This window comes from Streptomyces sp. NPDC048516 (genome assembly GCF_043199875.1).
GTDB lineage: Bacteria > Actinomycetota > Actinomycetes > Streptomycetales > Streptomycetaceae > Streptomyces.
Map to the genome: position 1 here is coordinate 406,251 of NZ_JBICWS010000006.1, position 24,756 is coordinate 431,006.

General features: G+C 71.9%; 20 protein-coding genes. 14 read left to right on the plus strand and 6 right to left on the minus strand.

What is annotated here, in order from left to right; genetic code table 11:
• The first annotated feature begins 53 nt into the window (after positions 1 to 53).
• Both ACGFR7_RS15640 and ACGFR7_RS15645 read left to right on the plus strand, forming a co-directional pair.
• Positions 54 to 662 (plus strand): ATP-binding protein, encoded by a 609-nt coding sequence (locus tag ACGFR7_RS15640; protein ID WP_393318485.1) that lies wholly within the window; start codon positions 54 to 56, stop codon positions 660 to 662.
• A 198-nt stretch (positions 663 to 860) separates the two neighbouring features.
• Positions 861 to 1,829, plus strand: a complete 969-nt coding sequence (locus ACGFR7_RS15645) for a DUF5926 family protein (RefSeq protein ID WP_393318487.1) — start codon at positions 861 to 863, stop codon at positions 1,827 to 1,829.
• A gap of 248 nt (positions 1,830 to 2,077) precedes the next feature.
• On the opposite strand, the gene ACGFR7_RS15650 is transcribed toward ACGFR7_RS15645, so the two are convergent.
• Positions 2,078 to 2,710, minus strand: a complete 633-nt coding sequence (locus ACGFR7_RS15650) for a hypothetical protein (RefSeq protein WP_393318490.1) — start codon at positions 2,708 to 2,710, stop codon at positions 2,078 to 2,080.
• A gap of 317 nt (positions 2,711 to 3,027) precedes the next feature.
• Positions 3,028 to 3,738 (minus strand): bifunctional DNA primase/polymerase, encoded by a 711-nt coding sequence (locus ACGFR7_RS15655; RefSeq protein ID WP_393318493.1) that lies wholly within the window; start codon positions 3,736 to 3,738, stop codon positions 3,028 to 3,030.
• 716 nt (positions 3,739 to 4,454) lie between these two features.
• On the opposite strand from ACGFR7_RS15655, the gene ACGFR7_RS15660 reads away from it, so the two are divergent.
• Together ACGFR7_RS15660 and ACGFR7_RS15665 are read left to right on the plus strand one after the other, a co-directional pair.
• Positions 4,455 to 6,137 carry a PP2C family protein-serine/threonine phosphatase gene (locus tag ACGFR7_RS15660; protein ID WP_393318496.1) on the plus strand — a complete coding sequence of 561 codons (1,683 nt, stop codon included), beginning with the start codon at positions 4,455 to 4,457 and terminating at the stop codon, positions 6,135 to 6,137.
• A 300-nt stretch (positions 6,138 to 6,437) separates the two neighbouring features.
• Positions 6,438 to 7,898, plus strand: coding sequence for an aminopeptidase P family protein (locus ACGFR7_RS15665; protein ID WP_393318499.1), 1,461 nt, complete (start codon positions 6,438 to 6,440; stop codon positions 7,896 to 7,898).
• Between the two features lie 85 nt (positions 7,899 to 7,983).
• On the opposite strand, the gene ACGFR7_RS15670 is transcribed toward ACGFR7_RS15665, so the two are convergent.
• Together ACGFR7_RS15670 and ACGFR7_RS15675 are read right to left on the minus strand one after the other, a co-directional pair.
• Positions 7,984 to 8,631 (minus strand): TetR/AcrR family transcriptional regulator, encoded by a 648-nt coding sequence (locus ACGFR7_RS15670; RefSeq protein ID WP_393318502.1) that lies wholly within the window; start codon positions 8,629 to 8,631, stop codon positions 7,984 to 7,986.
• Between the two features lie 269 nt (positions 8,632 to 8,900).
• Positions 8,901 to 9,398, minus strand: coding sequence for an ATP-binding protein (locus ACGFR7_RS15675; protein WP_393318504.1), 498 nt, complete (start codon positions 9,396 to 9,398; stop codon positions 8,901 to 8,903).
• Between the two features lie 246 nt (positions 9,399 to 9,644).
• On the opposite strand from ACGFR7_RS15675, the gene ACGFR7_RS15680 reads away from it, so the two are divergent.
• From ACGFR7_RS15680 to ACGFR7_RS15720, 9 genes are all read left to right on the plus strand, one after another.
• Positions 9,645 to 10,526, plus strand: coding sequence for a hypothetical protein (locus ACGFR7_RS15680; RefSeq protein WP_393318507.1), 882 nt, complete (start codon positions 9,645 to 9,647; stop codon positions 10,524 to 10,526).
• Positions 10,527 to 10,662: 136 nt separating this feature from the next.
• Positions 10,663 to 11,424: a YcnI family protein gene (locus ACGFR7_RS15685; RefSeq protein WP_393318607.1), complete on the plus strand. Its 762-nt coding sequence runs from the start codon at positions 10,663 to 10,665 to the stop codon at positions 11,422 to 11,424.
• Between the two features lie 87 nt (positions 11,425 to 11,511).
• Positions 11,512 to 12,156 (plus strand): SCO family protein, encoded by a 645-nt coding sequence (locus ACGFR7_RS15690; RefSeq protein WP_393318510.1) that lies wholly within the window; start codon positions 11,512 to 11,514, stop codon positions 12,154 to 12,156.
• On the plus strand, positions 12,153 to 12,602 hold the full coding sequence (locus tag ACGFR7_RS15695; protein WP_393318513.1) for a copper chaperone PCu(A)C: 450 nt from the start codon (positions 12,153 to 12,155) through the stop codon (positions 12,600 to 12,602). Before ACGFR7_RS15690 ends, ACGFR7_RS15695 begins: the two co-directional genes overlap by 4 nt.
• A 207-nt stretch (positions 12,603 to 12,809) precedes the next feature.
• Positions 12,810 to 15,305: a copper resistance CopC/CopD family protein gene (locus ACGFR7_RS15700; RefSeq protein ID WP_393318516.1), complete on the plus strand. Its 2,496-nt coding sequence runs from the start codon at positions 12,810 to 12,812 to the stop codon at positions 15,303 to 15,305.
• Entirely contained in the window at positions 15,305 to 16,741 is a 1,437-nt protein-coding gene (gene efeB, locus ACGFR7_RS15705; protein WP_393318519.1) for an iron uptake transporter deferrochelatase/peroxidase subunit, read from the plus strand. Before ACGFR7_RS15700 ends, efeB begins: the two co-directional genes overlap by 1 nt.
• Before the next feature lie 218 nt (positions 16,742 to 16,959).
• Entirely contained in the window at positions 16,960 to 17,886 is a 927-nt protein-coding gene (pheA, locus tag ACGFR7_RS15710; protein ID WP_393318522.1) for a prephenate dehydratase, read from the plus strand.
• 749 nt (positions 17,887 to 18,635) lie between these two features.
• A complete protein-coding gene (serS, locus tag ACGFR7_RS15715; protein ID WP_393318525.1) occupies positions 18,636 to 19,925 on the plus strand; it encodes a serine--tRNA ligase in 1,290 nt (429 codons plus the stop codon).
• A complete protein-coding gene (locus tag ACGFR7_RS15720) occupies positions 19,922 to 20,737 on the plus strand; it encodes an HAD family hydrolase (protein WP_393318528.1) in 816 nt (271 codons plus the stop codon). Before serS ends, ACGFR7_RS15720 begins: the two co-directional genes overlap by 4 nt.
• On the opposite strand, the gene ACGFR7_RS15725 is transcribed toward ACGFR7_RS15720, so the two are convergent.
• Positions 20,725 to 21,552 (minus strand): rhomboid-like protein, encoded by an 828-nt coding sequence (locus ACGFR7_RS15725; protein WP_393318531.1) that lies wholly within the window; start codon positions 21,550 to 21,552, stop codon positions 20,725 to 20,727. The two genes, ACGFR7_RS15720 and ACGFR7_RS15725, sit on opposite strands and share 13 nt — an antisense overlap.
• An 8-nt stretch (positions 21,553 to 21,560) precedes the next feature.
• Positions 21,561 to 22,787 carry an Lrp/AsnC family transcriptional regulator gene (locus ACGFR7_RS15730; protein WP_393318534.1) on the minus strand — a complete coding sequence of 409 codons (1,227 nt, stop codon included), beginning with the start codon at positions 22,785 to 22,787 and terminating at the stop codon, positions 21,561 to 21,563.
• A 185-nt stretch (positions 22,788 to 22,972) separates the two neighbouring features.
• On the opposite strand from ACGFR7_RS15730, the gene ACGFR7_RS15735 reads away from it, so the two are divergent.
• The gene (locus tag ACGFR7_RS15735; protein ID WP_393318537.1) at positions 22,973 to 24,613 is read left to right on the plus strand and encodes an MFS transporter; all 1,641 of its coding nucleotides are present in this window, start codon (positions 22,973 to 22,975) and stop codon (positions 24,611 to 24,613) included.
• The last annotated feature ends 143 nt before the right edge of the window (positions 24,614 to 24,756 follow it).

The window sequence follows — 24,756 nt, forward strand, 5'->3', positions numbered from 1 at the left end:
TCCAGTCCATTGGGGCATTCATCCCGTGGCGTGGGGCAAAGGAGGTCTCGGGGGTGGCGTTGGTGGTGGCACAAGAGGTGCCGACGTCGTCGATCATGGCCGTACCCCATGGTCCAGTGGGTGTGGGTATGGCCAGGCGACGCATGCGTGAAGAGCTGTTGGCAAGTGGAGTTCAGGACAGCGTCGTCGATGACGCGGTGCTCGTTCTGTCGGAGCTGTTGAGCAATTCGTGTCGCCATGCGCGTCCGATATACGAAAACGGATCACCGGGCTCCGTAACTCCCGGCGCATCCGTCGCGCCCGACACAAAGGACGCCCCTTCGGCATCCGTGCGGGCATCCTGGCGTATCGATGCGCAGGGCCGACTGACCGTCGCGGTCACGGACGGCGGCGGTCCGACCCGCCCCCTTCCGGCCACTCCGTCGGTCACGGCACGCGGCGGCCGCGGACTGGCGATCATCCGGTCGCTCGCCAAGGACTGGGGCGTGCGCGACACGGTCGCCGGCGAAGTCACGGTCTGGGCGGCCCTCTCCCTGCAAGGCGCGTTCGCTACGCGCGTGGACCTGATGCCCGATCTGCCGCCCTCGCTCACCACGGGCGCGGGCGTGCGCAACGGACTGCCGCTGGGGCCGGCCTTCCCGGAATTCGACGATCTGACATAGCGGCAGGCAGCGGCACGCCGAGGCCTGGCGGTGACGGGGCGACGCGACGGGGCGGCGTCCGGCCGGGATGCGCCGACGTCCGCGGCGGCGGGCATGACACGGCCCGGTATGCAACCGGGCGCGACCGCGCAAGCGATCCTCTAGGCTCGCGCAGATACGCGTCCGTACGCCCAGGATCGACCAGGAGACCCCGTCGCCATGGCCAAGAAGCGCCGTCCCCAGCCCCAGGCCGCAGCACCGCAGATCAAGGACGGCGAGGTGCCGGTCGTCGGCGCTCGTGAGCCCTGCCCGTGCGGCTCCGGCCGCCGGTACAAGGCCTGTCACGGGCGGCAGGCGGCGCACGCCGCCACCGAGCTCGTGCAGCGCCCCTTCGAGGGCCTGCCCGGTGAGTGCGACTGGGTGGCCCTGCGCGAGCTGGTGCCCGCCGCCACCGCCGAGTTGACGCTGAAGGGCGGGCTGCCCGAGGGCGTCCCGTCCGTGACGCTGGCGACCGTGCTGCCGATGGCGTGGCCCGCGCTGCGGCGCGACAACGGCGCGGTACTGCTCGGCCTGCAGAACGACACCGCCTCCGGCGACCTCAGCCGCGACCTGGCGGACACCCTGCAGCGCGCGCTGGCCACGGCCCCCGGCAACCCGGTCCCCGCCGAGCGGCACTCCGCCGACGGTCCGCGGCTGCAGGATCTGCTCGACCCGGACGCCACTTTTGAGCCGACGGTCCACACCGGCTTCGAGTTCTGGGTGGAGGACGCCGAGAACGCCACCGGCGAGGTCGCCGCCTCCCTGGAGCGGGCCAACGCGGCGGCCATCCCGACCGCCCGGATCCCCGGCCTGGAGGGTGCGTACTGGTGCGAGGCCCCGGAGAAGAACCACCTGCGCTGGGTCACCGCGCACCCCGAGGAGCAGCTGCTGGACGCGCTCGCCCGGCTGCACGCGGCGGGTGCCGCCTCGCTCGGTGAAGGCACCCGTCTGGTGGGCTCGTTCCGCGCCCACGGCCTGGTCGTCCCGGTCTGGGACCTGCCCTCGGAGATGGGCGCCGACGAGGTCGCCAAGCCGGCCGCGGCGTTCGCCGAGCGGCTGGCCGACGCGCTGGCGACGGACACCCCGCTGACGCCCGAGGAGCGCCGGGCGCGCGGCGGGCTCACCAACCGTCAGGTCACCCTGAGCTGATCGCGCCGTCCTCGACCGTGGTCCGGACGCCTCGGGGAACCCCAGGCGTGACACCTGTCACAACTCCCCGTACCTGCCGGTAAATAGGCGTCCGGAATTCCACGATCGAATTTGCGAACCGCCGATCTCTTGTTACGGTTCTAAAAGCCCGGTCGCTGGTGCATCCCCCGTCGCCAGCGACCGGGCGCTTCCATGTCCGGAACCAGGCATTCCGCTTGGCTCGTCCGGCCCCTCGGCAGCCTGCGGCCTCAGTGCCCCGAACCGCTGCCCGCCGCGGACGAGTTGCTGCCGGACCGCAGCAGCAGCCGCTTCCCCGCCGCGTCGGCGATCTCCGCCACGGCCGCGTACGGCGGCCGGCTCCGGTGCACGGTCGGGGCGGTCGGCGTCTCGCACACGCCCGGTGCACCACCCGCCGCCACCTCGCAGTTCACCTGGACGGTCCTGCCGTCGGGCCGCAGCAGCGTCAGTACGGCGCGGAGCCGGCCGGCGGTGCGGTTGCGGTAGTACGTACGCCCCCAGGTGACACCGTCCTCGGCGAGCACGCAGGTCTGGGCTGCGATCCCCTGGGGAGCGGTGAGTTCGGGGCCGCAGCGGGAGGTACGGCCGGAGAGCTGTGGCAGGCCGGGGCGGTCGGAGAAGCCGCCCTGCCTTCTGGAGCCGGCGGTGGTAACGAAAGGGGTCTTGCCCGGCTTGGTGCCGTTATTTCCCCTGTTTCCCTTTTCCTCCGAGGGGCTATTTCCGGCCTTGGCTGCTTCCCCGGGTCCCGCTCCCGGGGACGAGGTGCCGGCCGGGCCGGCCATCGCGGCGCCCAGCGGCACGGCGAGGGCGAGCACCGCCGAGCCGGCGAGCCCGATCATGCGGATCTTGTGCGCACGCTGCATGGGCCCCACCTGCACTTGAGATGCCGCTGACCACGGCTTGACGGTGGGCCGAACCTATCGGCCCTCGGGGGTGCGCCCGGGCACCCGGACGCCCGTTTCCCCGAGAGATCGGGGCAGGACACACCCGTACGGGTGATCCGCCGAGGGGCATTCCTGGCGTCCGTCCCTCGCGTCCACCGTCCCTCGCGTCCACCCCTCGGCCGTCGCCCGTCGGGCGCGGCCCCGGGTCCGCCCGTCCGCCCTCATCCGTCCGCGGCAGGCCCGCGCAGCACGAGGGCGCCCGAGTACACGTCGGGCGCCCGGAGCATCCGCGTAAGTCAGTAGGCGAGCCGGCTGCCGCCGTCGGGGGAACCGGTGCTCGCCGTGACCAGCGCGTCCACGATGGTGGCCACCTTCGGCAGCCAGGGTGCGGCCGGGGTGACGGCCGGCGGCCGTTCCCAGCGGACCCGGCCGGAGCCGATCTGGGAGGGCGGGAGCACCGCATAGCCACCCTCGCCGTGGAACCGCAGCGAGCTGGGCACCCAGTCCTGGGAGTGCAGCAGCTCGCCCAACTCCGGCAGGCCGTAGGGCGATACGAGCAGTGACCAGCGGGTGGGCGTGGCCACCACGGGGCCCAGGCGCACGCCGAAGTGGTCCAGCGCCGCCAGGGCGCGGGCCCCGGCGACCGCGGGCAGGCTCACCGCGCAGGGCGCGCCGCCGCCGGTGGCCAGCACGACCGGGGCATCGGGGCGGTTCGTCCACCACCAACGCACCATCCGGGCATCGGTGGTGGCGGCGAGCAGGCCGGGGTCGAAGGGGTGCGCGCCGGGCACCACGCAGTCGGGGTCCGGGCAGCTGCAGCGACGCGTGACCCGCTCGCCGAGGCCGAGCCGGGCGCCGGCCGGCTGCCGGCCGCCGGACCGGAGTCCCACACCGGGAAGTACGGGCCACTGCCACTCGGTGGCGTAGTGGAGCGCCGCACCGAGCTGCGCCGGCTTTCCGCCGCGCCGGAACAGGAGCTTGCGTCGCCTTCCGAGGATCTCGCGCATGAGCGCTCGTTCCTTTCCGTTAACGCCGAGGGCTTTGTCCATCGCACTGCATCGCACTGCATGGCACTACATGGCACTACATGCCGGGTTCACCATCGTTTCGCGCCGTGCCGCTTCATGCCGTTGTGGGGCGTGTCCTGCGGCCCGGCCGGGAGCCCGGGGTCGATCGGCATCGATCACGCCACGTGGTCACTTGTCACCGCGTGTACAAAGCAGCGCATCACGCCGTACGCCGGGCGTGAAGTGTGGCGAGGGGTGGCGTGCGTTGGCGCTTGCGCTTCCGTGGTGCAGTCCCCGCCTCTTGGGAGTGCGTCGCGGTCGTCGGCTTGTTAGACGCCGGTGCCCGCCGGAGAGTTCCGGTGCGGCGCCAACTGACCCCGCACCTTTCCGATTACGTACCCGCCACTGTGGTGATGACGCGCTGCTGATCGCCGTCAGTCGACCGCAAATTGACGTTCGGGGGGCTTTTTTCAGGCCAATCTACAGACCTCGTTGACACCACAAACCCCATGGGGACAATGCTGGACATCGCATCACTGCTCCGTGTACATGTGGAGGCATTAATAGCGGAGCAGCATGACATGGGGGTTTGCGATGCTATTGAGGAAATTGAGCGGCCAACCTTACCGCACAACATCACTCAACAAAATGCCGCACTCCCTACCAAAGAGCGGCCTGACCTGGGGAAATGCCAGGCACGACGATAGCCGTCGGCCATGACCGCCCCTCACGTGCCGAAAGTGGCTGGAATCGAACCAGCCCTTCCCGCCCCCGCGCACACTGTCGACCCGCACGGGCCGAAAGCTCCCCCGGGACCCGCTGCCGGCGTCCCTTCCGACGCCTCGTCAGCCGGGTCGTCCGACGGCTTGTCCGACGCCTCCGCGGGCGGCTCCCCGGGTGCCGCGCCCGGCACCGCGCCCGGCTCCGCGCCCGGTGCCGTCCCCGACATCTCCGTCGTCGACCAACTCGCCGCGGTCCAGGACCGGCTGGCCGGCTGGATCTCCGACCTCAGCACCCTGCACGACCTGACCGAACGGCTCGCGCGCACCCGTACGCTGGAGGACGCCCTCCACGAGCTGCTGCGCGCCGGCGCCTCCCTGGTCGGCGCGCGCCGCGGTCTGGTCGTCCTCGCGCCGTCCGACGGGCTCGGCCCGGAGACCACCGTCGGCCTCGGCCTCGGCCACGCCGAGATCGGGCACATCGAGACCATCCCGCGCCGCGCCCTGTCGTACGCGCGGATACTGGACGGCCTCCCGGAGCGGGCCACCGGCGACGACACCCGGACCGGTCCGCTCGACGACACCCGCCACCCGACGCGCGGCGAGAGCCGTGCCGCCGGCCCCCGCAACGACGCTCCGGCGGGCCCCTGCACCGAGATCGCCGAACCCGACATCCCCGGCGAGAAGGACCTCGACCCCCGCCTGCGCGAGGTCGCCGCCCGCCTCGGGTACGCCGCGAGTTATGCGGTCCCGCTCTGCGGTGAACCCTTCGGCAGGACCGGCGCCGCGGTCTGGCTCTACGACGAACCGGCCGAGCCCACCGCACGGCAGCGCCATCTCGTCGGCCTCTACCGCGCGCACGCCGCCGAACACGTCGCCCGCCTCCTCGAACTCCACCGCAGCCGGCGGGCCACCGAAACCCTCCGCGAGGAGCTGCTGCCCCACCGGCTGCCGCGGATCCCCGGCGTACGCCTCGCGGTGCGGCACAGCACCGGGCCGCGCGGCGGCGGCGACTGGTACGACGCGCTGCCGCTGCCCGACGGCGCCCTGGGGCTGGCCGTCGGTTCGGTGACCGGCTCCGGGCCGAGCGCGGTGGCGGCCATGGGGCGGCTGCGGGCGTCCCTGCGTGCCTACGCCGTCATGGAGGGCGAGGACCCGGTCGCGGTCCTCTCGGACCTCGAACTGCTGCTCCGGCTGACCGAGCCGGCTCGCAGCGCCACCGCGCTGTTCGCCTTCACCGAGCCGCCGCCCGGCGCTCCGGGCGGGCCGCCGGTGCTGCCGGGAGGCGTCGCCGACCCCTTCGCCCGCAAGCTGCTGCTGGCCGGGGCCGGCCACTGCCCGCCGCTGATCCTCGGCGATCTGCGGACCGAGTTCGTGGAGACCTCGCTGTCCGCGCCGCTGGGCATGCTCGCCTGCTGGGAAGCGCCGAGCGTGGAGATCGAACCGGCCGGCGGCGAGACCCTGCTGCTCTACAGCGACGGGCTGCTGCACCGCACCGGCGAGCCCATGGACCGCGCCTTCACCCGGCTGCACGCGGCCGCCGCGGGCGTGCCCAGGGCGAGCCGCCATGATCCGGAGGCGGTCGTCGATCACATCGTGCGCACGATGCTGCCGCAGGGTCTGGACGATCCGTCGTCGGAGGAGGACGTGGTGCTGCTCGCGGCGTACTTCGAGGAGTGAGGAGCAGGGGCGGCCCGGGCCGCAGGCCGCGCCGGACCGGCACGGAGCGACGCACACGGCGCACGGAGCCGCGTGCCGGGGCGTGCCCCCGGACGCACCCGGCACCCCGGATACCGGACCCCCGGAACCGGGGAGCACAGTCGTACCGCCGCCCGTCCGTCCCGTGGGCGGCCCCGCGTCCGGCAGCCGCCGCACCGGCAAGGTCACGCCTTCGTACGGGAAGGTCACGCCTTTCCGCCTCTGGACCGCTTTCGATCCGCACATACGATGGAAGGCGGTTCAGTCTTAAAAGGAGGCATTGTGACCGACGAGCTCACGCCGGAGACCCCGGACGAGGACGAGCAGCCGATCAAGCAGCGCAAGAACGGCCTTTACCCGGGCGTCTCGGATGAGCTCGCGGAGAACATGAAGGGCGGCTGGGCCGACACCGAGCTGCATGACCTGCAGCCGGTCGAGCAGGCCCCGAACGCCGCCCGCCGCCGCGCCGCGCTGTCCGCGCGCTTCCCCGGTGAGCGCCTGGTGATCCCCGCGGGCAACCTGAAGACCCGCTCCAACGACACCGAGTACGCCTTCCGCGCCTCGACGGAGTACGTCTACCTCACCGGCGACCAGACCGACGACAGCGTCCTGGTCTTGGAGCCCACGAAGGACGGCCACGAGGCGACGATCCACCGGCTGCCCCGCTCCAACCGCGAGAACGGCGAGTTCTGGCTCGACGGCATGGGCGAGCTGTGGGTCGGCCGGCGCCACAGCCTCGACGAGGCCGAGGCGTTGCTCGGCGTTCCGTGCAAGGACGTCCGCGAGCTGGCCGGCGCGCTCAAGGAGGCCACAGGACCGGTCCGTGTGGTGCGCGGCCATGACGCCGGCATCGAGGCCGCGCTGACCGACAAGGTCACCGCCGAGCGCGACGAGGAGCTGCGCGTCTTCCTCTCCGAGGCGCGTGCGGTCAAGGACGCGTTCGAGATCGGTGAGCTGCAGAAGGCCGTCGACTCGACGGTGCGCGGCTTCGAGGACGTCGTCAAGGTCCTGGAGAAGGCCGAGGCGACCAGCGAGCGCTACATCGAGGGCACGTTCTTCCTGCGCGCCCGCGTGGAGGGCAATGACGTCGGCTACGGCTCGATCTGCGCCGCGGGACCGCACGCCACCACCCTGCACTGGGTCCGCAACAACGGCGAGGTGCGTTCCGGCGATCTGCTCCTGCTGGACGCCGGTGTGGAGACCCACACCCTCTACACCGCCGACGTCACCCGCACCCTGCCGGTCAACGGCCGCTACACCGACCTCCAGCGCACGATCTACGACGCGGTGTACGAGGCGCAGGAGGCGGGCATCGCCGCGGTCAAGCCGGGCGCGGCCTACCGCGACTTCCATGACGCGGCGCAGCGGGTGCTCACCGAGAAGCTGGTCGAATGGGGCCTGGTCGAGGGCCCGGTCGAGCGGGTGCTGGAACTGGGGCTGCAGCGCCGCTGGACCCTGCACGGCACCGGCCACATGCTCGGCCTGGACGTCCACGACTGCGCCGCGGCCCGCACCGAGCACTACGTCAACGGGACGCTGGAGCCGGGCATGGTGCTGACCGTGGAGCCCGGTCTGTACTTCCAGGCGGACGATCTGACGGTGCCCGAGGAGTACCGCGGAATCGGCGTCCGGATCGAGGACGACATCCTCGTGACGGACGACGGCAACCGGAACCTGTCGGCCGCGCTGCCGCGGCGGTCGGACGAGGTCGAGGCCTGGATGGCGGGGCTGCTCGGCAAGTAGCCGCACTGTACGGGGCGGGGCTGCCCGAGTGGGCGCCCCGTGTGCAGCACCCGTTGCGCCGCTCGTTTTGCGTCTCCCGGTGGCATCAGCCGCCGGGAGACGTGTCATGTGCGGAGCCGTCGTCCTTGCGCCCGTACGCACCGGCCCGGGCCGCCGCCCAGACCGCGGTGGCGGCGGATGCGGCGAGATCCTGGTCGACGGGGCGACGGGCGATCAGAATCCGGTAGTAGAAGGGCGCGCCGAGCGCCGACATCACCTTCTCCGGGTCGGTGTCCGCGGGCAGTTCGCCGCGCTCGACGGCCCGCTCCACCATCCGGCCGGCCAGCGCCAGCCGTTCGCCGAAGAAGGTCCGCAGCACCGCCGCCGCCTCGGGGTCACGGGCCGCGGCGGAGACCACCGCCTCGATCAGCCGGCGCATCCGCGCCTCCCCGTAGAAGGCGGCTATCGAGCCGGCCAGCGCCTGCAGGTCCCCGGGCAGGGTGCCGGAGTCCGGCAGCGGCACCTCCGAACTCAGGTCGGTCAGCAGGTCGCACACCAGGCCCTCGGTGCAGCGCCAGCGACGGTAGAGCGTCGCCACATGAATTCCGGACCGCTGCGCGACCCTCTCCATGGTCAGCGCGGCGAAGCCGCCATCGCCCAACTCCTGGAACACGGCGGCCAATACGGCTTGGCGGGTGCGGGCGGTACGACCACCGGGCCTGGACTCGCCCGGGGCATGGTGCGCTGTCGTCACGACGGCTCCGTATTGCAGTGCGGGTTCACGCCAAGTATTGTCCGGGAAAGGTTAACGCGAGCAACTTCGCGTTAACCATGGTGCGCGCTGGTCTCGCAGGGACAGGGGACGCCGCGGGGGAGGTTCTCTCACCGCGAGACCGCGCTGCCCACTTCCCGCCAAGGGTGGTTTCCAGCCAGTTTTCCGACTGCTGATGTTAGCCCGGATTGACACCTCGTACGCGGACATCTCCTACGCGGACATCCCGCATGCGGCGCTCCCCGGACGTCCTAGGACGCCATCGGCAGCGCCGCCCCCTCGCGCCACTTGAGGATCTTGTCGAAGCTGACGACCGCGCCGGGGCGGCCCGTGCGGTTGCGGTAGCGGACGTGGTCGGTGAGGGCCTCGATCAGAAAGAGCCCCCGGCCGTCCTCGGCAAAGGCGGGAGCCTGTGCGGGGGTGGGCACGGGGGCCGGCGGGAGGGCTCGGTCCGCGGCGGTATGGGGTGGAGCGGGGGGTGCGGGGCAGGGGCGGAACCCTGGGCCCGAGTCGGTCACTTCGATGCGGCAGGTGTCACCGTCGATGAAGGCCGTGACGCGGTAGTCCTCGGTGGCGGCGTCCCCGCCGTGTTCGACGGCGTTCGCGCAGGCCTCGGAGAGGGCCACCGCAAGGTCGTAACAGATGTCCGGGTCGACGCCCGCCGTCTCCATCGTGCCCAGCAGCAGACGACGGGCCAGCGGCACGCTCGCAGCCTCACGCCGCAAATGGAGTGACCACCAGATGCTCATCGCTCCAGCCTCCTGGCCGCGGCTCGACATATCGATACCTATTGCCGCGCCGCATGGTCCGTAAGCATGTCCGGGACGTGATACCGCTCATTCGGCGGATGCGAAGAGCGAGCGCATCGGTGTAGGCGAAGCGCCTGCTATGCGCTGCCGCGCGCCCCGCCGGGCTCCCTGGACACCGGGCAGGGAGCCTTCTCGGCGTGCCCTGCCGTAGGTGACAGGTCGGACCAGTGGGATGATGGCGCCGCCATGACTCCACCGCCCGCCTCCACAGCGCGCGCAGCCGCCGATCTTCGGCTGTTGAGGGCCGCGGTCTTCACCGCGGTCTGTGTCGTGTTGTCCGCGGGCGGGCACATCGCCGCCTCGTGCGCCACCGTCCCGTTGTGGACGCTGGGTGTGGCGGCGGCCGTGGTGTTCGCGGTCGCGGCACCACTGGCCGGGCGGGAACGTTCGCTGCCGGGGATCGCCGCCGGTCTTGCCATGGGGCAGCTCGCCCTGCATGCGCTGTTCGCCTGGGGCCAGCTTCCGATGCCCGCCATGGCGCGGCGCGCAGGAAGCGGAGGAATCGGCTTCGGTGACGGCAGGCTGTCCGACCGGGCGGCCGAGGCCCTGGCCCGGCATGTGACCTGCGGGCTCGGCAGCGGCCGGCTGGACGGCGCGCAGGCGCGCCGGATTCTCGGTTCGGGCGGCTTCGACACCGCCTCAGCCGCCGGGATGACCTCTCCGGCAGGCACCGGACCGGCGGGTGGCACGGCCGGGGGCGCGACCGCCGCCGACCCTGCTATCACGCATGGCCTCCTGCCGTCGCTGCCCATGCTGCTGGGGCATCTGCTGGCCGCACTCGCGGTCGGCTGGCTGCTGCGGCGGGGCGAGGCGGCCCTGTGGCGGCTGGTCCGGCTCTCGGCTCCGGCGGCGTACGAGATCACGGTGCGGGCACTCGTCGGCGTGCTGCGCGGGGCACTCGCCCTGGCTCGCGCCCTGCTCACGGGCCTGGAAACGGCGCACGACGAAGCGCTGCGCGCCCCCGTTTCGTACGGGGATGACAAACCCGGCCCGAAGAACGGCGCACTCCACCACAGTGTCATCAGGCGAGGGCCCCCCGCCCCGGCCCCCCTCGCCCTCGCGGCCTGACGACGCGAAGCACGCTCCCACAGGACGGGTACGGGCTTATGCGCCGCCATCCGCGCGCGCCACCTGCACCGTCACCCGTACCTCTCTCCTTCCTGTGGAGTGTTTACCGATGTCGAAGAACTCGAAGATGGCGAAGATGTCGCAGCGGCAGTCGGACGCGTCGCCCACGCGCCGGCTCGCACGGCGGCTGCCGCTGGTGGGCGCCGCCGCGGCCGGCAGCGTGCTGCTGCTCGCCGGCCCGGCCTTTGCGCACGTCAGTGTGCAGCCGTCGGGTCCGGCAGCCAAGGGCGGCTATGCGACCGTCAACTTCAAGGTGCCCAATGAGAAGGACGACGCCTCGACGGTGAAGCTCGAGGTGACGCTGCCCACCGACCACCCGCTGGCGTCCGTGATGCCGCAGCCGGTGCCCGGCTGGAAGATCTCGGTCACCAAGGCCAAGCTCCCCAAGCCGATCGAGATGGAGGGCGAGAAGATCACCGAAGCGCCCTCGAAGATCACCTGGACCGCCGACGGCAAGGGCGTGGAGCCCGGCCAGTTCCAGCAGTTCCCGCTCTCCGTCGGCCAGCTGCCCAAGGACACCGACCAGGTCGTCTTCAAGGCGCTCCAGACGTACGACAACAAGGAGGTCGTGCGCTGGATCGAGCCGACGAAGGAGGGCGGCCCGGAGCCGGAGAACCCGGCCCCGGTCCTCAAGCTCGGCGCGCCCGAGGAGGACGGCCACGGCGCCGCCGGCGCGAACGACAAGAGCGGTGCCACCACCGGCATGAAGGCCACGGCCGCCGCCTCGGACGCGTCCGGCAGTGACACCACGGCCCGCGTCCTGGGCGCCATCGGCATCGTCGTCGGCGTCGTCGGAGTCGGCTTCGGTGTGTTCGCCGGCCGGCGCCGCAACGCCTGACCACCGGCGGGGGCCGGCGCCCGACCCGCGCCGGCCCGCCAACCCTTCCCGGACAAACGGGATTCCCAGATACAGGATTTGTCTGCAATGCACAGAAGGACCCTGCTCGCGTCCGCCCTGGCGGCGGCCGCGGCTTTCAGCCTGACCGCCTGCAACGGCGATGACGACAAGCCCGCCGCCGAGGTCTCCGGGGGCACCGCGGCCAAGCCGATCGTCACGCTCGACAGCCCCTTGAAGAAGCCGGACCTCGTCCTGACCGACACCAGCGGCAAGAAGTACGACCTGCTGGAGAAGACCAAGGGCCACCCGACGCTGATCTACTTCGGCTACACCAACTGCCCGGACGTCTGTCCGCTGACGATGGCCAACATCGCGGTCGCGGTGAAGCAGCTGCCGCCGGCCGAACGGAAGGACCTGCGGGTCGTCTTCATCACCTCCGACCCGGAGCGGGACACCCCGGCCGCGCTCAAGAAGTGGCTCGGCGGTATCGACAAGGACTTCACCGGCCTGACCGGCAACTTCGACACCATCCAGGGTGGTGCGCGCGACGTGAACATAGGGATCGAGAAGCCGGTCAAGAAGAAGAACGGCGATGTCGTCTCCACCCATGGTGCGCAGGTGCTGCTGACCTCCCCCAAGGACGACAAGATCCACTGGATGGGCATGCAGGAGGCGACCTCCGACAACTACACCAAGGCACTTCCGAAGATCGTCAAGGGGCAGAACCCGTGAACCGCCGCACCACCCTCGCCGCCGCCCTCACCCTCACCGCCGCTCTCGCCCTGGCGGGCTGCGGCGGCGCGGACGGCGCACCGCAGCTCAAGGTCGCGGACCCGTACATGCCCCAGCCGGTCGACCAGAACATGGCCGGCGCGTACTTCACCGTCAAGAACAGCGGCGGCACCGCGGACAAGCTCACCTCGGTCACCAGCGACCTGTCCAAGGACATCACGCTCCACAAGACGGCCGGCACCAAGATGGAGCAGGTCAACTCGCTGGCGATACCGGCGGGCGGTGAGCTCCGGCTCAGCCGCGGCGGCAACCACCTGATGTTCATGGGGCTGAAGAAGAAGCCGGCCGAGGGCGACAAGGTGGCCATCGAGCTGCACTTCGCCACCGCCGGTCCGATCAAGGTGACGGTCCCGGTCAAGGCCCTCACCTACGCACCGAAGAAGTAGCCGGGGACCGAAGCGGGCAGCCCCGGCCCGTAGAAGCAGCCCGGGGCCGAAGCAGCAGACCGGGGCCGAGGAAGCAGCAACAGGGGACCGAGGAACCGCACAGGCCGTAGGGGCCGAAGGGGCCGCAGGGGCCGTAGGGGCCCGTACGGGCCACCGGCGGATCACCACACAGGCGTACAGACAACGGGAGTAAGGGGAGCGATCACTATGGTCACCACCGGGCTCGGGCCCCGACGGTCCGCCGTGCTGCGCCTGCTGGTCGTCGCGGTGGCGCTGGCCGGCGCGCTGCTCGGCGGGTTCGGCGGCGCCACCCCGGCCTCGGCGCATGCCGCGCTGACCGGGAGCACCCCCGCGCAGGGTTCGGTGGTGGAAAAGGCCCCGGAGCAGGTGACGCTCACCTTCTCCGAGGGCGTCGCGATGGGCGACAACTCGATCCGGGTGCTGGATCCGCGGGGCAAACGGGTGGACCCCGGCAAGCTGCGCAACCTGAGCAGCGGCAGCATCGTCAAATACGGCGCGGGGCTGCCACCGGGCCTGGGCAACGGCACATACACCGTGACCTGGCAGGCGGTCTCCGCCGACAGCCACCCCGTCTCCGGCGCCTTCACCTTCTCGGTCGGCGCGCCCTCCAAGGCCGTTGCCCCGGTACCGCAGCAGAAGGCCGGCGGCGGTCTGGTCGGCGCGCTCTACGGCGTCGCCCGCTACCTCGCTTACGCCGGGTTCATCCTGCTCGTCGGCGGCGCGGCCTTCGTGGTGGCCTGCCGGCCGGCCGCCGCCCTCGTACGGTCCGTGCAGCGGCTGGTCGTCCAGGGGTGGGCGCTGCTGGCCGGCACCACCGTCGTGATGCTGCTGCTACGCACCCCGTACACCGGGTCCGGCGATCTCGCCGATGTCTTCGACCTCGGCGGACTCCAGCAGGTCCTGGTCACCAAGCCGGGCGCGGCGCTGGTCTCCCGGCTGCTGCTGCTCGCCGCCGCGGCGCTGTTCGTGGCGGTGCTCTTCGGGACGTTCGCGCGGCTGCACGAGCCGGTGGCGGAGGACGGGCCGGCTCCGGAAGAGGGGGCGGCTCCGGAAGAGGAGCCGGCAGCGGGCGAGGAGCCGGTATCGGGAGAGGAGCGGGTATCGGGAGAGGAGCGGGCTGCCGGGCAGCCGGCGGGAAGGAGCGCGCCGGACGAGAAGGACGGCGTGGGCGCCGGGAAGAAGGACGGCGCGGGCGCCGGGAAGAAGGACACCGACGCTGCCGGGCAGCCGGCCGTGGAGGCCGCCGATCTCGCCAGGCAGCGCAGGGACCTCACCTTCGGACTCGCCTTCGGCGGGGTGATCGTCGCCGCGGGACTCGCCGCTACCTGGGCGTTGGCCGAACATGCCTCGACCGGTCTGCAGACCGCCGTCGCGATGCCGGTCGATGTGCTGCATCTGCTGGCGGTCGCCGCCTGGCTCGGCGGGCTGGCGGCGCTGGTCGTGTCCCTGTACTGGGGGCCGCCCGTCGAGCGGACCGCCGTACGCCGCTTCTCGCGAATCGCGTTCGGCTCCGTGCTGGTGCTGGTGGCCACCGGTGTGTATCAGTCCTGGCGGCAGGTCGGCAGCTGGCGTGCGCTGACCGACACCACCTACGGGTGGCTGCTGCTGCTCAAGGTGGGCCTGGTCGTGGTGCTCGTCGGGATCGCCGGGGTGTCGCGGCGGTGGACGGGGCGGCTGGCGGAGGTCCGGGCGGCCGAAGGTCAGCCGTCCGAGGGCCGGTCGTCCGAGGCCGGGGTGCCGCAGGCCGCCGAGGCCACTGCGGTGGAGCAGGACAGCGAAGCGGAGAAGGGCGGCGAAGCGGAGAAGGGCGGCGAAGCGGAGAAGGCGGCCATCGGCGTCTCGGCCACGGCCGGCGCGGCCACCGCATCAGCTCCGCTCGTCGCTTCGGCTCCGCCCGTCGCTTCGGCTCCGCCCCCTTCCGCTGCTTCGACTTCGACTTCGACTTCGGCTTCGGCTTCGGCTTCGGCTTCGGCTTCGGCTTCCGCTGCCGCGCCCGCGCAGAGCCCCGGCAAGACCGCGGAAGGGACCTCGGGCCAGGCCCCGGACCGGAACCCGGACGGGAACCCTGACCGGACGTCGGACCGGGCGCCGGACGAATCCCCCGACCCGGCTCGCGCCGCCCAACTCGCCCGTCAGCAGGCCGCGTTGCGTACCGCCCGTACCAAGCAGAAGCGCGACGCCGATCCGGAGCGGCTGGCGCTGCGCCGGTCGGTGCTGGCCGAGGCGTCGGTCGCCGTCGTCCTGCTCGTGGTGACCACGGTGCTGACCGCCACCGAACCGGCTCGCACCGAGGAGGCGGTCAAGGCCCGCTCGGGCGGGCAGTCCACCACGGCCGGCCGGCCCCAGGTGCTGAAGATCCCGTTCGACACCGGCGGCACGGGCGGCAAGGGCACCGCCCGCCTCGACCTCGCCCCGGGGCGCAGCGGCAGCGCCAACACGCTGCGGCTGCGGATCTCGGACCCCTCGGGCAAGGCGGTCGACGTCCCCGAGGTGAAGATCTCCTTCACCCAGAAGGCCAAGAAGATCGGGCCGCTGCCGATCGTCCCGAAGCACCTCGGCAAGGGCCAATGGCGGGCGGACGGGGTCCAGCTGCCGGTCCCGGGGCAGTGGCAGCTCTCGCTGCTCGTACGGACCTCCGACATCGACCAGGTGACCGAGATCAAGAACGTGAAGATCGGCTGATGAGCAAGCAGAAGTCCAGCAAGAAGGCGCCCGGCAAGGCGGCGCCCGGGAAGAAGACCCCGGGGGCGCAGTCCGCGGGCGCGCAGTCCGCGGGGCCGGGCAGCGCGGCGGGCGTGCCCGCACCGGGCGCCGCCCCGGCGCCCGAAGCCGACAGCTCTCCCTCGACCTCCCCCTCGCCTTCTCCCTCCCCCTCGCTGGAGCTCTCCCGTCGCCGGCTGCTCGGCACCGTCGGCGCGGCGGGCGCGGCCGGGCTGGTCGTCGGCGGGGCCGGCGGCGCCATCGGGGTCGCCGCCGCGCAGTCCGCCCCGCAGGACGGCGCCGCCAAGGCCGTGACCAGCATCGGATCGACCGAGGTTCCGTTCCGCCCGGCGCGCGCCGGGCACCAGGCGGGGATCACCACCCCCCTGCAGGCCACGGGGCATCTGGTCGCCTTCGACCTGGCACCGGACGCGAACCGCAAGACCGCCGCCGCGCTGCTGCGCCGCTGGTCGCGGACGGCCGAGGAGCTGATGGCCGGGCGCGCCCCGGATGCCGACACGGGGGTCGCGCTGGACGCGGGCCCGTCCTCGCTGACCGTCACCTTCGGCTTCGGCCACAGCTTCTTCGGCCGTACGGGCCTGACGAAGCGGCGCCCCGTGCAGCTCGACCCGCTGCCCGACTTCTCGGCCGATGCGCTGGACCCCGGGCGCAGCAACGGGGATCTGTGGATACAGATCGGCGCCGATGACGCGCTGGTCGCCTTCCACGCGCTGCGCGCACTGCAGAAGGACGCGGCGGGCAGCGCGCGGCTGCGCTGGCAGATGAACGGCTTCAACCGCACGCCGGGCGCCACCGCACACCCGATGACCGCACGCAATCTGATGGGCCAGATCGACGGCACCAACAACCCCAAACCGTCGGACAAGGACTTCGACGAGCGGATCTTCGTGGGGCAAGGCGCCGACCAGGCCTGGATGCACGGCGGCTCGTACGCCGTCGTCCGCCGCATCCGGATGCTGCTGGACGACTGGGAGAAGCGTTCCCGGCACGAACAGGAGCGGGTCATCGGGCGCCGCAAGGACAACGGGGCACCGCTGACCGGCGGCTCGGAGACCACCCCGATGCGGCTGGAGGCGAACGGCTCGGACGGGCTGCCGGTCATACCGGCCAATGCGCACGCGCGGATCGCGGCGCCGGAGTCCAACCAGGGCGCGGCGATGCTGCGCCGCCCGTTCTCCTTCCACGACGGGTTCCGGGAGGACGGCGCCCCGGACGCCGGGCTGCTCTTCGTCTGCTGGCAGGCCGACCCGCTGCGCGCCTTCACCCAGGTCCAGCGGAAGCTGGACCGCGGGGACGCGCTGTCGCGGTTCCTGCGGCACGAGGCGAGCGGGCTGTACGCGGTGCCCCCGGCGGCCGGACCGGGCGACTACGTGGGCCGGCCGCTGCTGGAGGGCTGAGGCCGCCGGCCGCCGCTGAAGGCCGAGGAGCCGGCCACTCCTGGAAGCTGAGGCAGCCGGCCGCTCCCGCAGGACCGAGGCACCGGCCCCGGCCGGGCAGCCCTCGGGCCCGGCCCTCCGGAGAAGTCCCGCCCGGGTTCCGCGGGGCTGGGTATCGTGGCAGGACAGGGAGAAGATCGGCGGGGTGCCCCCGCAGTCACGCGAGGGAGTCCTTATCCATGTCGGCCAGCCGCTATACCTATCTCGGCCCCGAGGGCACGTTCACGGAGGCCGCGCTGCGCACGCTTCCCGAGGCGGCGACCCGCGAGCTGGTGCCGATGGTGTCGGTGCCGGCCGCCCTGGACGCGGTGCGCGACGGTGAGGCCGCCGCGGCGCTGGTGCCGATCGAGAACTCCGTCGAGGGCGGGGTGACCACCACGCTCGACGAACTGGCCGCCGGCCGACCGCTGATGATCTACCGCGAGGTGCTGCTGCCGATCGCCTTCGCGCTGCTCGTCCGCCCCGGTACGGTGCTCAGCGATGTGAAGACGGTGACCGGGCACCCGGTCGCCCAGCCGCAGGTGCGCAAGTGGCTGGCGGCCCAACTCCCGGAGGCCGTATGGGAGTCGGCGGCCTCGAATGCCGACGGCGCGCGGCTGGTGCAGGAGGGCCGCTACGACGGTGCCTTCGCGGGCGAGTTCGCGGCGGCGACCTACGGCCTGGAGCCGCTGGTCACCGACATCCATGACGCGCAGAACGCGGCCACCCGCTTCGTGCTGGTGGGCCGCCCGGCCCGGCCCGCGGCGCCCACCGGCAGCGACAAGACCTCGGTCGTGCTGTGGCTGGCCGAGGACCACCCCGGTGCGCTGCTCGAACTGCTGCAGGAGTACGCGGTGCGCGGCGTGAGCATGATGCGGATCGAGTCCCGGCCGACCGGTGAAGGCATCGGCCGCTACTGCTTCTCCGTGGACTGCGAGGGGCACGTCACCGACCGCCGGGTCAGCGAGGTGCTGATGGGCCTCAAGCGGGTCTGCCGTGAGGTGCGCTTCCTCGGCTCTTATCCGCGGGCGGACGAGGCGCCGCCGAGCGTGCGGCGGCAGATGACGGACGCGGCGTTCACCGAGGCGTCGGACTGGCTGGCGCGCTGCATGGACGGGCGGGGCTGAGCCGGTTACGGGTGCTCCGCGCCCGGCCGGCGGGCCCTGCGGAGCAGCACGACCTGCACCTTTGGAGGGACTGCAGGTTATCCACAAAGTTATCCACAGGCTTGGTTCTCGACCTGTGGGTAAGTCGACATGAGAGTCGGACAGAGTCGACATATCGCCCTACTGACCACACACCGCTCCACAGTGCCGCACGTCGGACGCCGTCAGCACAATTCACGTGATCAATCCTTTAGAGCGAGGTAATCCCACACGAAAGAGTGCGTGAACGGGGTTTGGACAGGGAATCCATAGCCGAGCATTTCGGGGGCGGAATGGTCGGCTCCGACTTCCACAGATCTCGCACACAGCCTGTGGATAACGATCCCGAAACCGTTGCCCCCTGTGGACAACCGAGGGATTCCAGGGGATAACCAGGAGGAGAATCAGGGCTCGCCACCCGCTCCGGCGCCCGTCCAACTCCCGTTGTCCACACCGTGGATCACCCGGCGCCCGGACCGCGAAAGCCTCGTCGCGGACAGTGCGAAGATCTCGTGACGAACGCCGCGAAGGCCTCCGACGGCTACCGCAAAGACTCCCGCCGACCACACCGAGCGCCCCCTTCCCGGTCACCGGCAGCACGGAATGCGCGCGAATTTCCCGCCCGTTTTCCCTCCTCTGACCCTAGGGGAATAAATTACCCAAAACGGGCAAAAGGTGATGCGGGTGAATATCGCGTCGAAGGGCGGAGCGGGGCCCGGTAGCCTGGTGGGGTGATTGACCTTCGCCTGCTCCGTGAGGACCCCGACCGTGTGCGCGCGTCCCAGCGCGCCCGTGGAGAGGACGTCGAGCTCGTCGACGCGCTTCTCTCCGCCGACGAGCGGCGCAGGTCGTCCAGCGTCCGCTTCGATGAGCTGCGTGCCGAGCAGAAGGCGCTCGGCAAGCTCATCCCCAAGGCCTCCGGCGACGAGAAGGCCGTGCTGCTGAAGAAGGCGGGTGAGCTGTCGGCCGCCGTCAAGGCCGCCGACGCCGCTCAGGACGAGGCCAAGGAGGAGACGCAGGCGCTGCTGCAGAAGCTCGGCAACCTCGTCCACCCCGATGTGCCCGTGGGCGGCGAGGAGGACTTCACCGTCCTGGAGACGCACGGCACGATCCGTGACTTCGCGGCGGAGGGCTTCGAGCCCAAGGACCACCTGGAGATCGGCGAACTGCTCGGCGCGATCGACGTCGAGCGCGGTGCCAAGGTGTCCGGCTCCCGCTTCTATTACCTCACGGGCGTCGGCGCACTGCTGGAGCTCGCCCTGGTCAACGCCGCCATCGCGCAGGCCACCGCGGCCGGTTTCACGCCGATGCTGACCCCGGCCCTGGTGCGCCCGCGCGCCATGGAGGGCACGGGCTTCCTCGGCCAGGCCGCGGAGAACGTCTACCACCTGGAGAAGGACGACTACTACCTGGTCGGCACCTCCGAGGTCCCGCTCGCCGCGTACCACATGGACGAGATCGTGGACGGCGCCAAGCTGCCGCTGCGCTACGCCGGTTTCTCGCCGTGCTTCCGCCGCGAGGCCGGCACCTACGGCAAGGACACCCGCGGCATCTTCCGGGTCCACCAGTTCGACAAGGTGGAGATGTTCTCCTACGTCGCGCCGGACGACGCCCAGGCCGAGCACCAGCGGCTGCTGGACTGGGAGAAGCAGTGGCTGACCGGTCTGGAGCTGCCGTTCCAGGTCATCGATGTCGCCACCGGTGACCTCGGCGCCTCGGCCTCCCGCAAGTTCGACTGCGAGGCGTGGATCCCCACCCAGGGCAAGTACCGCGAGCTGACCTCGGCCTCGAACTGCGACGAGTTCCAGGCCCGGCGGCTCTCGGTCCGGATGCGCGAGACCGTCGACGGCAAGCAGAAGGTCTCGCCCCTGGCGACCCTCAACGGCACGCTCTGCGCCGTTCCGCGCACGATCGTGGCGATCTTCGAGAACCACCAGCAGGCGGACGGCTCCGTGCGCGTCCCCGAGGTGCTCCGCCCCTACCTGGGCGGCCGCGAGATCCTGGAGCCCGTCGCCAAGTGAGCTCGTCCGCTCCGCTGCCGTACAAGCTCATCGCGACGGATCTCGACGGGACGCTGCTGCGTCACGACGAGACCGTCTCCGAGCGCACCCGCCAGGCGCTCGCCGCGGCCACCGCGGCGGGCGCGGCGCACATCGTCGTCACCGGCCGGGCCGTGCCCTGGACCCGCCACATCCTCGACGCCCTGAGCTACAAGGGCCTCGCGGTGTGCGGACAGGGCGGGCAGGTCTACCACGCCGGTGAGCACCGCCTGCTGACCTCGGTGACGCTGGACCGCCAGCTGGCCGGTCTCGCGCTGGCCAAGATCGAGGCGGAGGTCGGCCCGCTGCATCTGGCGGCGAGCCGGGACGGTCTGGAGGGCGAGGTGCTGGTCGGCCCCGGCTACCGCGTCCAGGAGGGCCCGCTGCCCAGCGTCATGCTGGACGATCCCGGCGAGCTGTGGGCGGCACCGCTCAACAAGGTCTACATCCAGCATCCAGACCTGGACGACGATGCGCTGGCGCTGGCCGCACGGCAGGTCGCCGGGGATCTGGTGGGCGTGACGGTGGCCGGCGAGGGCATCGTCGAACTGCTGCCGCTGGGCCTGACGAAGGCCACCGGCCTGTCGCTGGCCGCCCGCCGGCTGGGCGTCACCGCCAAGGAGACCCTGGCCTTCGGCGATATGCCCAACGACATCCCGATGTTCGCCTGGTCCGCACGCGGGGTGGCCATGGCCAACGCCCATGACGAGCTGAAGGCCGTCGCGGACGAACTCACCGCCTCCAACGAGGAGGACGGCGTCGCGGTGGTGCTGGAGCGGCTTTACCTCTCCTGACTGCCTTCTGGGTCCGGGCCCGGGTCTGGGTCTGGGTCCGGGCATGGGCCCGGGTCGGGGCATGGGCCCGGGTCCGGCTCGTGACGCGGTGGCGGCTTCCCGGCGGACGCCTGGTGTGCCTCCTGGTCTGCCTCCTGGTGTGCCTCTCGCTCCGGCCGCTTCCCGGCTGCCGAAGGGGTCAGCGGCCAGGCCGCGAAGCCCATGGTCAGCGCGATGGCATGGCCGAAGTCGGTGAAAGAGGCTCCGGTCGTCAGCGGGATGCCGAAGAAGACCAGCACCGCGGCGAGATAGCCGTAGCGCCAGGGCGGCAGCAGCCGGTAGGTCAGCACACCGGCGGCCGCGGCCAGCCCGTACGAGACCCCGATGTCCACGACATGGGTCATCGAACCCGGCAGCCGGTGGCCCTCGATGGCCAGCAGGACGAGCTCCTGGCTGGCGAGGGTGGCCGCGATATGCGCACCGCCGACGGTCAGCAGCCAGCGCGTGCTGCCCATCCAGCGCTCCACGTTGGCGTGCAGCAACTCGAACATCACGACGTAGAGCAGGAAGGACGACGGGCGTTCGATCCAGAAGCCGCTGATGAGCAGCGACGGCAGCGGATGCTCGTTCAGCTCGTGGATGTTGCTGCTGGTGCGGTGGATGAGGAACTGTCCCAGCCCCTCGGACGCGGAGGCGATCACCAGGCTGGTGATGCCGATGACCAGCAGCCAGATATGGGTGCCTGGACTGCTGCGCACCCAGTCCTTCACTCCGTCCTTCACCCAGGTCAGGGGGTTGCCGGGCCACGGCCGGCGGCCGCCGCGCGGTGGCTCCATCAGCGGTCTCACCGTCGGCGCCCGGCGGCGGGGGAGGTGGTGAACAGCGGCCCCGGGCCCTTGATGTGCCGGATGCGGGGCGCGCTCTCCATCGCCCGTACGCCGGGCAGCGCCGCGACCCGGGTCGTCAGATAGGCGTAGAGCGCTTCGGTGCCCTGGCACAGCACGGACGCGAAGAGGTTGTTCGGTCCGGTGGTGGCACAGGCGAAGGCGACCTCCGGGTGTGCCGCCAGCGCCTCGCCGGCGGCGGCGAGTTCGGCGGGCGCGACGGACAGCCAGAGGGCGACCATCACGCCGTAACCGAACTGCCGCAGGTCGTAGTCGACGTCGTAGTACAGGACACCGTCCGCACGCAGCTCCGCCAGCCGGCGGCGGACGGTGCTGGGCGACCAGCCGGTGACGGTGGCGAGCTCGCCCAGCGGCGTCCGGCCGTCACGGGCGAGCGCGGCGAAGAGCCGGCGGTCGGCGTCGGTGAGCGTCACCGGGGTGGCGGGCGGGCTCGGTGGGTTCAGTGGGTTCAGTGAGTTCAGTGAGTTCAGTGAGTTCAGTGAGTTCGGTGGGCTGGGCTGGTTTGCCAGGTTGGGTGAATTCGGCGAGTTCGGTGGGTCGGGTAGGTCGGGTGGGTTGGGGCTCAGCTCGGCGATCTGTGCGCCGGTGAGCGCCCCGGACTTGCTGATCAGGCCCTGCGGACCGCCGAAGAACTCATGCAGCAGGCAGTGCGCGGTGACGCCGACGACGCTCGGGGTGCGCGGCAGCTTCTGCAGCAGCAGCGCATCGCTGTGGTCGCTGCTCGGCGCGCGGCAGACGGCGGCGATCTCGGTGCCGCCGGACATCAGGCTCACCCAGGACGTGTCCGAGCGGCGGGCCAGCGCCTCGGCTACGGAGACGGCGGCGTCCGGCGTGCACTGGACCCGCACCATCCAGGTGATGTCGCCCAGCGCCTGCGCATCGGCGAGCCCCAGCACCTTGAGCGCGCCGCTGGTGCGGTGCCGGGTGTAGCGGCGGGCGACGGTCTGGTCGGAGACGCCGAGCACCGCCGCGATCCGGCTGAACGGCGCCCGGCCGTCCAGCTGCAGCGCATGCACGAGTTGGCGGTCGAGGGCATCGAAGCCGGCGGGGACACCGGGGGCGCCGGGGCCACCAGGGCCACCAGGGCCGCTGGGGGGTTGGCCGGTGGCTCTCCCCCGGAATGTTCCGCCGGACTTCCCGCCGGACTTCCCGTCGATTTTCACCATTCGAGGCTAGCGCGTGTCGGATTACGCCGCCGGGAGCGCGGTGGCTGGGAGAACAGGTGGCGCGGACCGCACGGTGGCGTCGGCAATACGGGCGGCGCCGGCATGGCGACGCGACGGCAACAGACAGCAGCAAACGCCGGCAGGCAGCAGCAGCAGACGGCAACACGAGTGGAGGAAGAAAGGGCATGGGGAACACACCCGAGAGGGGGACCGCGGCCGACGGACGGGCGGCAGGCGCGGGCGGGGAGAAGAGCAGGAGCCCGGCGGAAGGTGCGGTGGGGAGACGGGCCGGAAAGTGGTGGCCACTGGTCGCCATCACCCTCGGCAACTTCCTGCTGCTGGTCGATGTGACGATCGTGAACACCGCGCTGCCCCGGATAGCCGACGGCCTGGGCGCCTCCTTCACCTCGCTCCAGTGGGTGTTGGACATCTACGCGCTGGCGCTGGCCGCGCTGCTGATGGTGGCGGGCTCGGCCGCCGACCTCTTCGGACGGCGCCGGCTGTACGTGGCCGGGCTGGCCCTGTTCGCGCTCGCCTCGCTCGCCTGCGGTCTGGCCCCGGACGCGGGCGTCCTGGTCGCGGCCCGCGCCGTCCAGGGCGTGGGCGCGGCGGCGATGTTCGCCACCAACACCCCGCTGCTGATGGCCGCCTATCAGGGCCGGGACCGTGGTGTGGCGTTCGGTGTCTGGGGCGGCACCAGCGGCGCCGCGGCCGCCATCGGCCCCGTACTGGGCGGGCTGCTCACCGAGTACGTGGACTGGCGGGCGATCTTCCTGGTCAATCTGCCGCTGGTCGCCGTCGCGGTGTGGATCACCCTGCGCACGGTCGGGGAGTCGTACGGCGACCTCCCCCGGCCCCGAACGCACGCGGCCGCGGGGAGCCCCCTCACCCGTATCGACTGGCCGGGGGCCGCGTCCTTCACCGGGTGCGCGGGCGCGCTGACGTACGGGCTGATCCGCGGCGGCGAGGAGGGCTGGACGGAGTACGGGACACTCGCCTCGTTCGGCGGGGCGGTGCTCGCGCTGCTGGTGTTCCTCGTCGTCGAGCGGCAGGTGCGCCGGCCGCTGCTCGATCTGCGGCTGCTGCGCCGGCCGTCGTTCGCGGCGCTGATGGCGGCGGCGTTGCTGCTGCAGGCCGCGGCGTTCCCGTATCTGTCGTTCGTGGGGCTGTGGGTGCAGAACGTCGTGGGCCTGAGCCCGGTGCAGGCGGGTCTCGCGGTGACACCGATGGCGCTGATGTCCCTGCTGGTCGGCTCGCTGGGTGGCCGGCGACTGCAGCGGATGGCGCCACGACTCCCGGTCGGCCTCGGCATGTTGCTCGTGGGAGCCGGGGCACTGGTGTCCTGCGCGCTGCTGGACGACGACTCCGGCTGGGCGGTGCTGGTCCCCGGGCTCGCGGTGACCGGACTTGGCATCGGGATGGCGATGCCGGTCCTGGTCTCCGCGGCACTCGGTGCGGCGCCCCCGCAGCGAGCGGGGATGGCGAGCGGCGCCGTGAACACCTTCCGTCAGCTGGGCTACGCCCTGGGCATCGCGGTCCTCGGCACCGTCTTCACCACCGCGCTGCGCGACACCGCACGGCCCGGCGCATCCCGTACGGCGCTCGGATCCGCGTATGTCTGCGGGCTGACGGACATCATGCTGATCTCCGGGGTGGTGGCCCTGGCGGGCGGACTGCTGGTCCTTGCGGTGGTACGGCGCGAGGAGAGCGGCGACGGTCCGGCCGTCCCGCCCGAGGCGGAGGGCGCCTCGGCGGCCCCGGTGCGGGAGGGGGCGCGAGCGGGGGCGCGAGAAGGGGCGAGAGAGGGGGCGAGAGAGGGGGCGTAGCCACGATGGAGCACGCCCTGTGCGGGTCGGCACCCGGAACCGTACGGCCGTATGGGGTTCCGGGTTGCCGCCCTGGGCCCTGTGCCGATCTTCGCCGCACCCCACACCCAAGTCAATCCTCTGACTTCCTTCCAAAGCCCTTA

Coding starts and splice junctions, on each gene's coding strand:
- ACGFR7_RS15645 (WP_393318487.1), top strand. CDS start 861: ATGGCCAAGAAGCGCCGTCCCCAGCCCCAGGCCGCAGCACCGCAGATC.
- ACGFR7_RS15685 (WP_393318607.1), top strand. CDS start 10,663: ATGTCGCAGCGGCAGTCGGACGCGTCGCCCACGCGCCGGCTCGCACGG.
- ACGFR7_RS15725 (WP_393318531.1), bottom strand. CDS start 21,552: ATGGAGCCACCGCGCGGCGGCCGCCGGCCGTGGCCCGGCAACCCCCTG.
- ACGFR7_RS15690 (WP_393318510.1), top strand. CDS start 11,512: ATGCACAGAAGGACCCTGCTCGCGTCCGCCCTGGCGGCGGCCGCGGCT.
- ACGFR7_RS15650 (WP_393318490.1), bottom strand. CDS start 2,710: ATGCAGCGTGCGCACAAGATCCGCATGATCGGGCTCGCCGGCTCGGCG.
- efeB (WP_393318519.1), top strand. CDS start 15,305: ATGAGCAAGCAGAAGTCCAGCAAGAAGGCGCCCGGCAAGGCGGCGCCC.
- ACGFR7_RS15655 (WP_393318493.1), bottom strand. CDS start 3,738: ATGCGCGAGATCCTCGGAAGGCGACGCAAGCTCCTGTTCCGGCGCGGC.
- ACGFR7_RS15700 (WP_393318516.1), top strand. CDS start 12,810: ATGGTCACCACCGGGCTCGGGCCCCGACGGTCCGCCGTGCTGCGCCTG.
- ACGFR7_RS15730 (WP_393318534.1), bottom strand. CDS start 22,787: ATGGTGAAAATCGACGGGAAGTCCGGCGGGAAGTCCGGCGGAACATTC.
- ACGFR7_RS15660 (WP_393318496.1), top strand. CDS start 4,455: ATGACCGCCCCTCACGTGCCGAAAGTGGCTGGAATCGAACCAGCCCTT.
- ACGFR7_RS15735 (WP_393318537.1), top strand. CDS start 22,973: ATGGGGAACACACCCGAGAGGGGGACCGCGGCCGACGGACGGGCGGCA.
- ACGFR7_RS15675 (WP_393318504.1), bottom strand. CDS start 9,398: ATGAGCATCTGGTGGTCACTCCATTTGCGGCGTGAGGCTGCGAGCGTG.
- ACGFR7_RS15680 (WP_393318507.1), top strand. CDS start 9,645: ATGACTCCACCGCCCGCCTCCACAGCGCGCGCAGCCGCCGATCTTCGG.
- pheA (WP_393318522.1), top strand. CDS start 16,960: ATGTCGGCCAGCCGCTATACCTATCTCGGCCCCGAGGGCACGTTCACG.